This window comes from Mangrovibacterium sp. (assembly GCF_041596335.1).
Lineage (GTDB): Bacteria > Bacteroidota > Bacteroidia > Bacteroidales > Prolixibacteraceae > Mangrovibacterium.
The window spans coordinates 1-14,456 of sequence record NZ_JBFHIT010000053.1 but is presented as its reverse complement, the minus strand read 5'-3'; the positions used below and the strand labels follow the sequence as shown (position 1 = coordinate 14,456).

The following is a 14,456-nucleotide window of genomic DNA, read 5'->3' as shown; positions in this document are numbered from 1 at the left end:
AAATCAAGATGATTATGAAATATTTAAATAAATTTTGGCTCGGTGCTGTTGCTTTATCTGTGTTGGCATCTTGCGTTGAAGACAGCTTGCTTGACTACCCGGTCGAAAAGCCGGAAAGCCTTGCCAAGCTGGAATACCTGAATGATTACGATGTCCTGAAATCGTATGTTGACCGCAGCGCCAATCCCGACTTCAAGTTGGGAGCAGGCGTGTCGGTCGATGGATTTAACAACAAGGGAGTCGTCTATAGTCACATCGTCTCCAACTTCGATGAAGTGACTGCCGGCTGGGAAATGAAGCACGGCGGCATTGTGCAGAATGACGGAAGTTTAAACCTGGCAAGGGTTTCGAACTTCATCACGACCGCCCAGGAAGCCGGAATCACCATCTACGGACATACCCTGGCCTGGCATGCCAACCAGAATGCTGAATATCTGAACAGTATTATTGCTGATCGGGAAATTGAAACTGATCCGAGTGATGGTAACAACAGTTTACATGCTACCACTCCAAATGCCAATGCCAACATTTGGGATTGGCAGCTTGAATACGTACTGCCTACTCCATTAACACAGGGAGTGGAATATACCTTAACAATGCGTGCAAAAGCCTCAAGCCCATTTACGGTGGGCTTTTGGCGGACTGATGGTTCGTCAACCAATTATGGTCCGGACATCGCGTTTGGTGAAAGCTGGAGCGATGCTTCCGTCACATTTACACCGAGTATGAATGCTACCAGATTGCAGTTTTGTTTCGGAACATTTGCCGGTGATCTTTATTTTGATGACATGGTTCTTACTGCAAGTGGTTCCGAAGAGAATTTAATTGAAAATGGAGCTTTCGATGAAGAAACGCTAAGCGGATGGCAAAAACCAAGTTGGCATGCTTACACCTTTTTGGTTGAACCTGTTGCCGCAGGACCTGCTACATGGTGGATGAACCTGGTAACTAACAGCGACGTCGAAGGTGATGATGTTTCCAGCTTCTTCGCTACAGAAGTAGGAGTTGGTCCAAACGCCGCTACAATTGGTGCTGAAGGTACAGGAGCCGATGGTGTGGGAAGAGCAATTGTTGTTCAATCGGGAGATAACCCCGTTAACCCATGGGATACCCAGTTCTTTGTAAAAGCACCCCAGCAATTGGAAGCAGGTCAAGCCTATCGGTTCAGCATGAAGGTTAAGGCGGATAAACCGGCAACTATCGAGTCTCAAGCGCATAATAATCCGGGGGGATATTTACACTGGTCTATGGTTGGTAGCCCGTCAGTTACGACCGAATGGCAGGAATATACCAATTCCGGAATCATTTCAGCCGAACAGGCAGGCGCCAATGGCATGAACACCATAGCCTTTAATCTTGCTGTTTTTGCAGAAGCCAATACGTACTATTTTGATGATATCGTATGGGAGATTGAGGAGTCGGGAGACAAAATTCCGCTGACGCCCGAAGAAAAGGCAGATACCCTTTCCTGGGCATTGGAGAACTGGATTGCCGGAACTCTGGAAGTAACCAAAGAATACGTGAAAGCCTGGGACGTGGTGAATGAGCCCATGGATGATGGCAGCCCGTATGACCTGAAAACCGGCATTGGTAAAACAGATATGGCTGCCGATGAATTCTACTGGCAGGATTATTTGGGTAAAGACTACGCGGTGATGGCTTTCAACCTGGCAGCGCAATACGGCAACAGCGATGATAAGTTGTTTATCAATGATTATAATCTGGAATATAACCTGGATAAATGTCGTGGTTTGATTGCTTATGTCGAATATATTGAAGGTAAAGGTGCCCGGGTCGATGGTATCGGAACGCAGATGCATATCAATGTAGATTCGGATAAGGACAAAATCGTCGAGATGTTCGAGTTATTGGCTGCCACCGGAAAGCTGATCAAAATTTCAGAACTTGACATGGGTGTCGGTGTTAAGACCAACCAAGCTACAGACGAACACTATATCGCTCAGGCCGAAATGTATCAGTTTGTTGTTGAGAAATACTTTGAGATTATTCCAGCCAGCCAACGGTATGGAATCACTGTTTGGAGCCCGACGGACAGCCCTGACGGCTCTTCGTGGAGAGCCGACGAGCCGATTGGCTTGTGGACCGAAGGTTATAGCCGCAAACGCGCTTATGGCGGTTTTGCCGATGGCCTGTCTGGTAATTAGACTCGTATTTTTTTTCATAAGTTTGATGAAGGGGCTGTCCTGAAAAGGCAGTCCCTTTTGTTAAAAATCTGGTTAAATATTCAGAATTCATATAAACTAAGATTTTCTCAAAAAACCAACTAACGATGCGATTATCAGTCCAGACTGTTTTATGCTGTTTTTTTATCTCAATTTCGTACTCCATTTTTGCCCAGAGCAATCCTGACCACGATGGATCGATGCTTTGGTTTACAAACCAGAACGCTCAACCTGAAGTGATCCTGAATCATCCCTCATGGATCTGCGTTCCTCAGGAGTCTGCCACATTTGATCTGGTGAAAAAAGAAGTAACGAATGAACTGGGTACGCTTTGCAGTACACCGTTTACATTCGTAAAAAAATTTAAAGACGGATCTGTTTTTATCGGATCAGTCGAAAATGAAACGATCAGAAAATACATTGATCCAAACGAATTAAAATCCACCGGTGATGACGGATTTATTATCCGCTCGTTTCAATCACCTCGTGTAATCATGATTGCAGCGAATACCGACAAAGGTGCCCTTTATGGTACCTATCACTATATCAGACTTCTAAAAACTTCTAATCCTTCTTTGGATTCTATAAATATTGTAGAAAAGCCTTCTTACCAACGCCGCATTCTAAACCATTGGGACAACCTGGATGGCACCGTGGAGCGCGGCTATGCAGGTCATTCACTCTGGAAATGGGATGAATTACCGGGTAAAATCAGCCCTCGGTACGAGCAATATGCCCGAGCCAATGCATCGATTGGAATAAACGGGACAGTTTTAAACAATGTCAATGCCAATCCGGATATTCTCAGCTTAAATTACCTGAAAAAAGTAAAAGTACTGGCCGATATCTTCCGGCCTTACGGGATCCGGGTGTATTTGTCGGTTAACTTCTCATCGCCAAAAGAACTGGGAGGATTGGATACTTCTGATCCGCTGGATGAAAAAGTGGCCCAATGGTGGAAAGATAAAGCCGACGAGATTTATTCCCTGATTCCGGATTTCGGGGGCTTTCTGGTAAAAGCAAATTCCGAAGGGTTACCCGGACCACAGGATTACGGACGCACCCATGCCGATGGGGCCAATATGTTGGCCGAAGCCCTGGAACCTCACCATGGAATTGTGATGTGGCGTGCCTTCGTGTACAACCCCGATGGCGACGACCGAGCCAAACAGGCGTACAAAGAGTTTGTTCCGTTAGATGGTCAGTTCCATAAAAATGTGATCATACAGGTGAAAAACGGGCCAGTCGACTTTCAGCCCCGTGAACCTTTCAGCCCGCTGTTCGGCGCCATGAGACATACCACGCTGATGCCCGAATTGCAAATCACCCAGGAATACCTTGGTTTTTCAGATCATCTGGCTTACCTGGGAACCATGTTCGAGGAATCGCTCGATGCCGATACCTACGTCGACGGACGTAATTCTACCGTAGCACGCATTACCAACGGCGATATGTTTGGCGACTCCATCACGGCCATTGCCGGCGTTGCCAACATTGGTGAAGACGCCAACTGGTGCGGACACCATTTTGCGCAGGCCAATTGGTGGATATGCAACAAAAGACTGTACGGTTAGTTAAGAGCTACGCTGCTATTCTTTGATTATTATGTAGTTGTTCAAATTCGTTTATTGTTTTGTATCCTAAAGCCGAATGCCTCCTCCTTTTGTTGTACCAGGTTTCGATCCAGCCAAACAAGGTCAATTTGGCGTGTTCCTGGTCGACGAAACCTCGCTGATATACCAGTTCCACTTTTATCGTTTTAAAGAAGCTTTCGGCCACGGCATTGTCCCAGCAGTTACCTTTTCTGCTCATACTTCGGGTAACCAGCTTTTCACGCCTTAAAAGATTAGTAAAAGCATGGCAGGCATACTGGACGCCACGGTCTGAGTGAAAGATAAGTTCACCTGTAACCGGACGGTTCTTTACCGCCATCCTCCATGCCGGTATGCTCGTTTCTTCTGCACTTAGTCCTTTGCTCATGGCCCAACCAATTACTTTGCGGTCGAATAAGTCAATAATGACAGTCAGATACAACCAACCTTTGCTTGTCCTGATATAAGTGATATCGGAAACCCAGACCCGGGCCGGAGCAGTTACTTCAAATTCCTGATTTAACAGGTTGGGGGCAACCGGGTAATTGTGCCGGGAGTCTGTTGTTGCCTTAAACTTCCGTTTGCGCTTAGCTTGCAAACCCGCAGACCGCATGATGCGTGCCGTGCGTGGTCGCGACACGCTGAATCCCATAGAACGGAGTTCCTCGGTCATCCTTGGGCTTCCATAGCTTTGATGGCTATCCTCGAAGATTTTTTCAATTTCAGCCAGCAATTGCTGATTTTGCTTCCAACGAGCGGAATCACCATTTTGAAGCCACTGATAATAACTGCCTTTGCTTATTTTAAATACTTTACACATCATCTCGACGGGATATCGATTGCGGTGAACATTTATAAACTGGTAGATTTCCCATCGCTCACGGAGAAGATGCTGATTGCCTTTTTTAGGATATCGCGCTCCATGCGGGCTTCTCTCAGCTCTTTTTGCAAGCGGGCATTTTCTCGTTCCAGATCCGTCATCTTCGGATTCCCGCGCCCGGGGAAACTGTTGTCCTTATATTGACTAAACTCTTTGCGCCATCGATAAAGAATTGCCCGGTCTAACCCTAGTTCATCTGCAATCTCACTGGCATTTCCTCTGGCATAGGAAAGCTCAACTGCCTTTTTCTTAAATTCTTTGTCAAACTTCTTTCTCATTGGGATCATTTTGTAGGTAAATAAAATAATACTTAACCTACCGTCCAATCAAATATAGCAACTCCATACCCATTGTTTCCAATGTCGTGACTAGCTGTATTTCCAGCGGAGAAAACCACAACCTTATCGTGAGAGAATGCATAATTAATAGCAGAAATAATTACTGGGCTAAAATTCTGTTCTGATGTCTGATACCCCCAACTGTTGGATAAAATATCTGCTCCATTATCAACCGCAAATTCTATAGCATCAGCCAAAAGTTCTTCTGAAATACCAGTTCCATCGCTGTTGAATATCCTTATTGGCATTATTTTACAATTTGGAGCGATGCCGGCAATTCCCTGGTTATTGTTCATTGTTGCTGCTATCACGCCAGCGCAAGCATTGCCGTGATTATTGTTCAGAGTTGGCGAGGGATCGTTGCTATCCCCGTCAGCAAAATTGCTTCCATTAAGTCTAACTTGTCTTGTATTTGGAAGATCGGGATGATTCGATGTTACACCTTGATCTAGAACAGCTATAGTTATATTATTAGAACCCGTTGTTAATTCCCATGCGTCAGACGCATCTATATCAGCATCAACCGTTCCAGTGTGGTTGTCAGTGAAAGCTTGCCCTGTATTTCGACAAGTTATCTGCATGTTAAAATAAGTGTCATTAGGAATAACTTCATGTAACACAGGATTTGTAAGAAAGCTCGGTGTAGCAAACTTCACCAATCCTGATTCGTAATAAAGATTAGCAATCTCTACCGCGTCATCGTTTTTACTTAACTCAAGCTTTTGATATACTTTAGTCGTTTTAACGAGTTTCGTTCTTAACGTTTTACTTAATTCTTCTATTTGGGTTTTAGAAGTAGTAGGTAGAAATTGAATTAATATCTCGTTGGTTACTCCAATTTCCAATCCATCGTCAAGAGAATAGAGTGGTTCACATGATAGTACACCCGTTCTTTCTTTCAAATTTTTTACTAACTCTTGCCTTTCAACAAGAGAACTTGTTGTTATTTCTGAAATCAAGTTGTTGCGTCTTTCTTTTTTTAATATTGTAAAATTGATATTGCTCTCAATAGACTTTTCAATAAGATCTTTAGACGATTCTTTATCATATTTTACTAAAATCGAATTACCTTTTTCATGAAGAAGGATCTTTTTATCAAAGCCGTAGTAAAATTTCTCTTTAGACTGTTTCATTGACAGCATACCCAATGAAATCCCCACGAGAGGCACAATAAGTATTAAAAAATGGTTTTTTTTCATATTTAGTTAATCACTTAGTTAGTTGTAATATGTGCATTCAGAATTTTTATCTGAGAATAGTTTTCCCAAGGAAAAGTTAGCCCCGAAGCAGTGCAGGGGCCTAATGCAAATTCGGTTTCATCCTTGCTATTCAAAACATCGTAATTCAAACCTATTTTGTATGTAAACCGATAAGTAGCCGGAAAAAAATTAGGACCGCAATTATCTGGATCGTAATCAAGGGACAACAATTCCTCTGGAATATCAACTAAATCTGAAGGAAGGTCAAAGGTGATGTAGTCTAATGGATATTGAAGATCCGAGTCCTTATTCTCGAATAAAAGAATACAGTATCCCCTAATTATTTCTCCTGTTCCTATTCCTGATTCTTTATCCGTTTTGTTCACAAGAAATGAACCAACGATTAATGCCTGCTCATAACCATTTTCGGGTTGTTTCTCTTCAGAACACCCAATACTGGAAAAAGAAAGTATCAAAATCAAACAGATATTTTTGATTCTCATAGTATTCATATATATTATTTTAAAATTTATATAAGGGAAGTTCCAATAGTAGAAGATAGACCGTATGAGGGGGAAGTAGGATCTTTATTCATGATAATTGGGTTTTAGTTACACATAAGTATTCCTATAGAGTACACGTAGTAGAGTCTCCCAATCAACCCAAATAAATGATTATCAATTTACGCAATAGTTGCGTAATAGTCATATGTGTTATTAACACTTAGTGTCTTCAAGTCGGAATTAATTATCTTAAATTAGATATGACTTTTCTCAATTAAGAAAGAAAATTCTTTTCCTGGCCTTTGAGTCATTACAAGCTTTTTCATTAGATGGATATAAAGATCCTTCCATACTTTGACGTTCGTAAGCTCCCTTCATATTCTTCTGGCGGGGAGGAGATGGAGCCGGTTACTCACTAATTCTGAGCAAAGTTATTAATCGCTTTTCGAAACAGTAAAGGGGCGGCTACTTCTCAACTCCTAAAATCATGGTGGCCGTCCTTCGGATTTGTTCAGTTAGTTTTTCCAGCGCTTCACTCCGGAAAAACTAACTAACATACACCCCTTGACTTTATTCTCAACAGCTCAATAATTAATCGCCTATAATTAATAATTAACGGCGAGCCAGTTGCCCTAATAAGTCTGCAAGGCAGCAGCAAATACAATGTCAAAAGAGTTTCAAATTATTTCTTCTTACACAACCAAGCAAGCTATCGAAGATGGTGTATTGGTATCAGTTGATAGCAAAATTTCTGAAGAAGCAGGGATTGTATACCCTGTGTTAATGACCGAGTCGGTGTGGAACCGGTACATTCGGAAACCTGATAGTGTAGAGCATCAGGACCAGGATGGCAGGTTGTGGGATTTGTTGTTTATGTTCGCCGTTCAGGCTCGAAAGTCAAAGGGTGGTGCGCTATTGTTTTTCAAAGTGCTGTTTCAGCTTCCATCAGAAATGAATTGGCTGGACAATGAGAAAAGGGAACTTCAATCGGAGCCGGAAACCAGGATGGTTACTTTGAAGGCTGTTGTTTCAGCTCATGATATTGATGATCCTTCACCGGCAGTTTTCATTATGTTGCCGGGGGAAGACTGAGCGCAAAGGGGAATTTCCCCTTTTTTGTTCGCAAACAATTGTTTCAGTCGTGCCTTTGGACGTTTACGCCTGAGACATCCGCCCCTTTATTTCGGTTACATCTTCGGCAATGGCTTCAATTTTCCGGTAGAGCCAGCTGGCTGACGGCTGCTCTTCAACCTGGTCAGTAATATAATGCACAAACTTCCACACCTCCCGGATTTCGGTCACCGGCAGGTCGTAGGGGGCATAATCCGGGTTCAGTGAAATCATTCGCAGACTGCCCTTGTCGGTCAGTTCATTGCGCACTTTTTTAAACACAATGCCCTCGTTTAGGGTGAGCACCACATACAGCCCGTCATCCTTGATCTGCGACAAATCCTGCACAAACTCACCCGTCACCCAGCTTCTGTCCGGAATCGGAAGCATCGAGTCGCCGCTGATTTGGAAAGTGCGGTACTTCTTTTCGTGCGACAAAAAAGGCAGCTGAAACACTGGCAGTCCGGCAATAAACTCCGGATCAAAATAGCCGGTTGTATAGCCCGCTTTGGCCTTGATGGACACCAGCTCAATGTTGTCGCGGTTTTGGGCATCCACGGTAGTGGCCAGCACGCGGATTTCATTGCCGCGCACAAACACATCCGAGCCATGCTCAATCAGGTACAGTTGGCTTTCGCGCAGGGCCGCCAGATTCACCCGCAGCAGCGTGTCGATGGACAGATGAAACAAGTCTGACAAAGCCATCACTAACGGCAGCGGGGGTACAGCAATCCCGTTTTCGTAGTTGTTGATGTTTGACCGATTGATACTCAAGGCATCCGCCAGATCCGACTGGGTGAGCTTGCGGCGTTTGCGCAAAAATTTAAGGTTTTCCGACAGGTACATGCTTGCAGGTGTAAAAATAATGATTAATTTACAATCTTTTAAATTGATTATTTCGTAATCAAATATAGCCGATTGAATCGACAATGACAAGCGGTTTTCAAACTTTTGAAGGAGACGGAGAGACAAATGAACCTGCAGGAAAGGACAATAGTACACATGGATCTGGACACTTTTTTTGTGTCGGTGCAGCGGCTGCTTGATTCCCGGTTAAACAACAACCCGGTTATCATCGGAGGGCTGTCCGACCGGGGAGTGGTGGCCAGTTGCAGCTACGAGGCCCGCCGGTCTGGTGTCCATTCGGCCATGCCCATGCGCATGGCGCTCAACCTGTGCCGCGAAGCCATTGTCATCCGCGGCGATATGGACTTGTACAGCAAGTATTCGAAGCTGGTAACCGAAGTGATTGCCGAAAAAGCACCCGTGTATGAGAAAGCATCCATTGACGAGCATTACCTGGACATCAGCGGGCTCGACCGGTTCTTTGGTGCTTACAAATGGACTCATGAATTACGCGAGCGGATAATTGCGGAAACCGGCCTCCCCATTTCGTTCGGGCTCTCGGTGAACAAAACCGTGAGCAAAATCGCCACCGGCGAAGCCAAACCCAACGGCGAACGGCAGGTCGAAAATCATCTTGTTCAGCCTTTTCTGAACCCGCTTCCCATCCGAAAAATCCCGATGGTGGGCGAAAAGACCTGCCTGCTACTCCGCTCCATGGGCGTGTCCACCATTCAAACCCTGGCATCGATACCTTTGGAAATGATGACCAGCCTGCTTGGAAAAAGCGGCATCGACATCTGGCGGAAAGCAAACGGCATTGATTTTACGCCCGTTGTTCCTTACAGCGAGGAAAAGTCAATCAGCACCGAACGCACCTTTGAAACCGACACGATTGATGTGCAAATGATGACTCAGCTTCTGACAGCGATGACCGAAAAGCTGTGCTTCAAACTACGCAAAAAGGAAAAGCTGGCCTCGGTGGTTACGGTCAAAATCCGCTATGCAAACTTCGACACACATACCCTGCAAAAGAAAATCGCCTACACCTCGCTTGACCATGTGTTGATAGCAACCGCAAGGGACTTGTTTGCCCGCCTGTATGAGCGGCGCATGCTTATCCGTTTGGTCGGGGTGAAGCTGAGCGGACTGGTGCAGGGTGCCCAGCAACTCAACCTGTTCGACAACAATGAAAAGCAGGTCAAACTCTACCTGTCGATGGATCAAATCAGGCAGCGCTACGGCTCCGGCGCCATCCAAAGGGCATCCGGAATCATCAGCAAATAACAGCGAAACAACAAGAACAGAAAAAGGACTGATAAACATTCATCACTCAACGCATGTACCTGAACAATCACAGTTATTACAGCCTGCGCTACGGCACCATGGATATCGATACGTTGCTCGATGTGGCGGAGAGGAACCTCGTGTTTGCAATGGCCCTGACCGATATCAACACCTCAATGGGCATCCCCGAGTTCGTGAAGAAAGCCAGGGAACGGGGAATCAAGCCCATTGCCGGGATTGAGTTTCGCAACGGTGATGAGCTGCTATTTGTGGGCATAGCCCGTAACAATGCCGGTTTTAAGGAACTGAACGACTACCTGACCTGGCACAACCTGAACAAAAAGCCTTTCGGGCTGGAGGGCTGGCCCTTTAACCAGGTGGCGGTGATTTATTCCTGGGGACGGAAAAAACCCGGCGAACTGATGGAACACGAGTACACCGCTATCCGTCCGACGCAGGTGAACCAGTTGCTGACATCGGACTACCGCCGCTACCAGGACAAGCTGATTATCATGCACCCTGTGACTTTCCCTGGTCAGCAAGCCTGGTTTCTGCACAAAAGCCTGCGGGCTATCGACCACAACACATTGATTAGTAAGTTGAAACTCCATCAGTTTGCTCAGCAAGACGAACGGATGGCCCCGGTGTACCGGCTTCGGGAAGTGTTTGCCGATTATCCGGTCGTTATTCAAACCACCGAACAACTGCTGGAAGATTGCTCCATTAATTTTGATTTTCAGTCGGTCAAAAACAAAAAACACTTCAGCCAGTCGCGTTACGACGACCGTCTGCTACTGGAAAAACTGGCCATGGATGGCATGTATTACCGCTACGGACGGCAGAATTCAGAAGCGTTGCGGCGCATCCGGCACGAACTGGGAATCATCGACAAGCTGGGCTTCTCGGCCTATTTCCTGATTGCCTGGGATATTATCCGTTACAGCCAGTCGCGCGGTTTTTACCATGTGGGGCGGGGCAGCGGCGCCAACAGTATCGTGGCTTATTGCCTGAAAATAACCGATGTCGACCCGATTGCCCTAAACCTGTACTTCGAGCGCTTTCTGAATCCAAAGCGAACTAGTCCGCCTGATTTCGATATTGATTACTCATGGAAAGACCGAGGTGAGGTGCAGGATTATATTTTCAAACGCTACGGGCGCGAGCACACGGCTTTGTTGGGAGCAACATCAACCTTTAAGGACAAGTCCATTATCCGGGAATTGGGCAAAGTGTTTGGCCTGCCCAAAGTCGAAATTGACCTGCTGATTAACGACCCGGGCAACGACTACAACAAGCACGACACCGCCCTGCTCATAACAACACTCGGCAAACAAATGGAAGACTTTCCGAACCTGAGAACCATTCATGCCGGGGGGATCCTTATTTCGGAAGAACCGCTGACCTGTTACACAGCGCTCGACCTTCCTCCCAAGGGCTTCCCGACCACCCAGTGGGATATGTACATCGCCGAAGAAATGGGCTTCGAAAAACTGGACATTCTCAGTCAGCGGGGATTGGGACATATTCGGGAGGCAGTGGAAATCATCCGCGAAAACCAAGGCGATGAGGTGGACATCCATAGGGTGCAGGACTTTTATTACGACCCGAAAGTGAAGCAAAAACTGCGCGAAGGCGAAACCAACGGCTGTTTTTACATCGAAAGCCCGGCCATGCGTGGCCTGCTCAAAAAACTGCAATGCGACGATTACCTCAGCCTGGTGGCAGCCAGTTCCATTATCCGTCCCGGCGTGGCCAAGTCGGGCATGATGCGTGAATATATCCGGCGTTTTCACAACCCGGATGATTTCGAATACATCCACCCAGTGATGAAAGAACAGCTGGCAGAAACCTACGGCGTGATGGTGTATCAGGAAGATGTGATTAAAGTGGCCCACCACTTTGCCGGGCTCGATTTGGCCGATGCCGATGTGCTTCGCCGGGCCATGTCGGGCAAATACCGCTCGTTGAAACAGTTCCGGGAAATCGAAGAAAAATACTTCGACAATTGCCGGGAACGGGGCTACCCGGAATCCATTTCACTGGAAGTCTGGCGACAGATTGAATCCTTTGCGGGTTACTCGTTTTCAAAGGCCCATTCAGCCTCTTACGCCGTGGAAAGCTTTCAGAGTCTCTACTTGAAAGCTCATTACCCGCTGGAGTTTCAGGTGGCGGTCATCAACAATTTCGGGGGCTTTTATCAACCTTGGGTGTATTTCAACGAAGCCAAAAGGCAGGGCGGGAAAATTGAACTTCCCTGTGTAAACACCAGCCGCAAAGAAACCCGGCTGGTTGGCCGGATTATCTATGTGGGCTTCGGACACGTCCAAAACCTGGAGAAAGTGACCATTGATCTTGTTGAAACAGAGCGGAACTGCAACGGCGAATTCCGTTCGCTGGTTGACTTCATGGAGCGGGTACCGGTAACCAAAGAGCAGCTCATTGTACTCATCCGGGTCGGGGCGCTGCGTTTTACCGGCAAACCAAAATCAAGCCTGCTGTGGGAAGCCCACCTGCACCTGAAGCGGCCCGTTCTGAGCAGCGCCTCTCCGGTGATGTTTGCTGCCCAACCCCGGGAATTTGAGCTGCCGGTGCTGGAGCATTCATGGCTGGAAGATGCTTACGATGAAATTGAACTGCTCGGTTTCCCGGTGAGTTGTGATAATTTCGACATGCTTCAGCTGCGCTCACGGGGAGACATCCAGGCTTGCGACCTACTGAATGTTGTCGGCAGAAAGGTTCGCATGGTCGGGCGGTTGGTCACCATCAAATATGTGCATACCAGCAAGCGAGAAATCATGCACTTCGGCTGCTTTGTCGACCATACCGGCGAGTTTTTCGACACGGTGCATTTCCCCGATAGTTTGCGTGATTATCCGTTTCAGGGCTACGGCATTTACGCCTTGCTGGGAAAGGTGGTTGAAGAATTCGGTTTTCCAAGCCTGGAAGTTGAGAAGATGACCAAATTGCCGTACCAGCCGCGACCGACGGTCTAATTAGAAAAGCGTTCCCTGCGGTGGAGTAGGAGGAGGATTCTTTCGCTTGTTTCGGCCCATACCTTCCAGTCGCAAATCTTTTTTCACTGAAGAGTCATAGACCGAACTGCTTTCATGGTCAATGGGGATTAACAGGTATTTGGTTTTATTTTTCGGGTCTTTAATCCGGATGGAAACAGGGTCAGCTTTAAAATCATCTCCCGGCCAGGGTTTCAGCATTTTCAGAACTTTTTCCATTGGCAGTGAATCATCCAGCCATTTGCGCTCATCCGCTTGTCCAGAATGACGGGTGAACGATGATGACCGATTCCGTTGGTTGCCGCATTGGAAACGGTCGTAATTATCGAAAAGGAATTGACCACTTCACCGGTATCATTGTTTGCCCAGGTATCCCAGATTCCGGCAAAGGTGAAAACCGATTTGTCCTTTTTATAGAGGTGAAAGGGTTTACTCAGCTTCTCTTTTTTCGGCCCTTCAAAATACCCGTTGGCAATCACCAGGCAGCGTTTCGAACGGATGGAAGTACGGAACGCCGGTTTGTTGATAATGCCCAATTCGCCTGAATAGTCAGGACGGTCCTCCTTGTTTAAGTCACCTTCACTCCGCGCATTGATAAGGTACATCGGTTGCTTGGCCCATTTGGGAGTCAGGCCAAAACGGAAAGCCTGAAGTTCATCGGGCTTATCGTTGGTAATCACGTAAGCCAAATCGCCTGGGGCAACATTATAGTTGTCCTGTACGGTTATATGTCCCGGCCTTTTCACCCCGAAGCGGGTAACAAACAGTTCAATGTCGATGACTTGTACAAAACGTCCGCACATACAGTTCAAAGTTTATCAGTGTAACAAGTGAACCCGAAATTGTGTTGGTTGTTTCGTTCGGATGTTTTGTGGGGGTGTTTGAGTTTTTGCGGTGAAATCAGAAGGAAGGTGATTGGTTCCACTCAAATTTCCCGAAAGGTATCTCGCTCCCCGGAACAGACAAGGGTATATAAATCCCGCTGCCGCGTTCCCCTTGCCTTAATCCGTGACAGCTCAATGGCAGAAACTCAAAATTTGAGTTTAACCGGCGAGCCAGATGCCAACAAAAATCCCCAGGGCAAGGGTATTTCACATGTCAAAAGAGTTTCAAATTATTTCTTCTTATACGACCAAGCAAGCGATTGCTGATGGAGTGTTGGTTCCGGTTGATAGCAAAATATCAGAAGAGGCAGGGATTGTTTACCCGGTGCTCGTGACCGGAACGGTCTGGAATCGGTACATTAAGGTTCCTGAAGGAATGGAACATCAAGACTTGGATGGTCGGTTGTGGGACATGCTGTTCATGTTCGCTGTCCAAGTCCGAAAATCAAAGGGTGGTGCGTTATTGTTTTTCAAGGTGCTGTTTCTGGCTATTCTGGTTCGTTTTGTGCCACCGATTTCGGAGTGGTTTGTGCCAGTGATTTCGGTTCAAACTGTGCCACTGGGTAGCTAAAAAGCGGATATTTTTCGGTTTGTTTTGTGCCATTCCGGTTCAGGCTGGTTACTCT

12 protein-coding genes are annotated in these 14,456 nt (G+C 46.4%); 6 read left to right on the top strand and 6 right to left on the bottom strand.

Translation table 11 applies throughout. The features are described from left to right. The first annotated feature begins 14 nt into the window (after positions 1 to 14). Positions 15 to 2,165 (top strand): endo-1,4-beta-xylanase, encoded by a 2,151-nt coding sequence (locus tag ABZD21_RS15770; protein WP_372776048.1) that lies wholly within the window; start codon positions 15 to 17, stop codon positions 2,163 to 2,165. A 125-nt stretch (positions 2,166 to 2,290) separates the two neighbouring features. Further along, positions 2,291 to 3,757 carry an alpha-glucuronidase family glycosyl hydrolase gene (locus tag ABZD21_RS15765; protein WP_372776047.1) on the top strand — a complete coding sequence of 489 codons (1,467 nt, stop codon included), beginning with the start codon at positions 2,291 to 2,293 and terminating at the stop codon, positions 3,755 to 3,757. Between the two features lie 7 nt (positions 3,758 to 3,764). On the opposite strand, the gene ABZD21_RS15760 is transcribed toward ABZD21_RS15765, so the two are convergent. The 3 genes from ABZD21_RS15760 to ABZD21_RS15750 form a co-directional block, all read right to left on the bottom strand. After that, positions 3,765 to 4,942, bottom strand: a protein-coding gene (locus ABZD21_RS15760) for an IS3 family transposase (RefSeq protein ID WP_372776046.1) whose coding sequence is annotated in 2 segments (ribosomal slippage) — positions 3,765 to 4,684 and positions 4,684 to 4,942 — 1,179 coding nt in all. Because the reading frame shifts where the segments join, the coding sequence is not laid out codon by codon here. Between the two features lie 23 nt (positions 4,943 to 4,965). Continuing rightward, on the bottom strand, positions 4,966 to 6,192 hold the full coding sequence (locus tag ABZD21_RS15755; RefSeq protein WP_372776045.1) for a S8 family serine peptidase: 1,227 nt from the start codon (positions 6,190 to 6,192) through the stop codon (positions 4,966 to 4,968). A gap of 14 nt (positions 6,193 to 6,206) precedes the next feature. Continuing rightward, positions 6,207 to 6,704, bottom strand: a complete 498-nt coding sequence (locus ABZD21_RS15750) for a hypothetical protein (RefSeq protein WP_372776044.1) — start codon at positions 6,702 to 6,704, stop codon at positions 6,207 to 6,209. Positions 6,705 to 7,358: 654 nt separating this feature from the next. Between ABZD21_RS15750 and ABZD21_RS15745 the strand changes: the two genes are divergently transcribed. After that, on the top strand, positions 7,359 to 7,787 hold the full coding sequence (locus ABZD21_RS15745; RefSeq protein ID WP_372776042.1) for a DUF6573 family protein: 429 nt from the start codon (positions 7,359 to 7,361) through the stop codon (positions 7,785 to 7,787). A gap of 63 nt (positions 7,788 to 7,850) precedes the next feature. Here the strand turns inward: ABZD21_RS15745 and ABZD21_RS15740 are convergent, their stop codons facing one another. Further along, entirely contained in the window at positions 7,851 to 8,735 is an 885-nt protein-coding gene (locus ABZD21_RS15740; RefSeq protein WP_372776041.1) for an XRE family transcriptional regulator, read from the bottom strand. Between the two features lie 42 nt (positions 8,736 to 8,777). On the opposite strand from ABZD21_RS15740, the gene dinB reads away from it, so the two are divergent. Together dinB and ABZD21_RS15730 are read left to right on the top strand one after the other, a co-directional pair. Beyond that, positions 8,778 to 9,935 carry a DNA polymerase IV gene (gene dinB / locus ABZD21_RS15735; RefSeq protein ID WP_372776040.1) on the top strand — a complete coding sequence of 386 codons (1,158 nt, stop codon included), beginning with the start codon at positions 8,778 to 8,780 and terminating at the stop codon, positions 9,933 to 9,935. A 53-nt stretch (positions 9,936 to 9,988) separates the two neighbouring features. Beyond that, positions 9,989 to 12,928: a DNA polymerase III subunit alpha gene (locus tag ABZD21_RS15730; RefSeq protein ID WP_372776039.1), complete on the top strand. Its 2,940-nt coding sequence runs from the start codon at positions 9,989 to 9,991 to the stop codon at positions 12,926 to 12,928. Here the strand turns inward: ABZD21_RS15730 and ABZD21_RS15725 are convergent, their stop codons facing one another. Both ABZD21_RS15725 and ABZD21_RS15720 read right to left on the bottom strand, forming a co-directional pair. Beyond that, the gene (locus tag ABZD21_RS15725; protein ID WP_372776038.1) at positions 12,929 to 13,165 is read right to left on the bottom strand and encodes a hypothetical protein; all 237 of its coding nucleotides are present in this window, start codon (positions 13,163 to 13,165) and stop codon (positions 12,929 to 12,931) included. Beyond that, positions 13,150 to 13,749, bottom strand: coding sequence for an SOS response-associated peptidase (locus tag ABZD21_RS15720; RefSeq protein WP_372776037.1), 600 nt, complete (start codon positions 13,747 to 13,749; stop codon positions 13,150 to 13,152). Before ABZD21_RS15720 ends, ABZD21_RS15725 begins: the two co-directional genes overlap by 16 nt. A gap of 256 nt (positions 13,750 to 14,005) precedes the next feature. On the opposite strand from ABZD21_RS15720, the gene ABZD21_RS15715 reads away from it, so the two are divergent. Further along, complete coding sequence (locus ABZD21_RS15715; RefSeq protein ID WP_372776035.1) at positions 14,006 to 14,401, top strand: DUF6573 family protein; 396 nt, start codon at positions 14,006 to 14,008, stop codon at positions 14,399 to 14,401. The last annotated feature ends 55 nt before the right edge of the window (positions 14,402 to 14,456 follow it).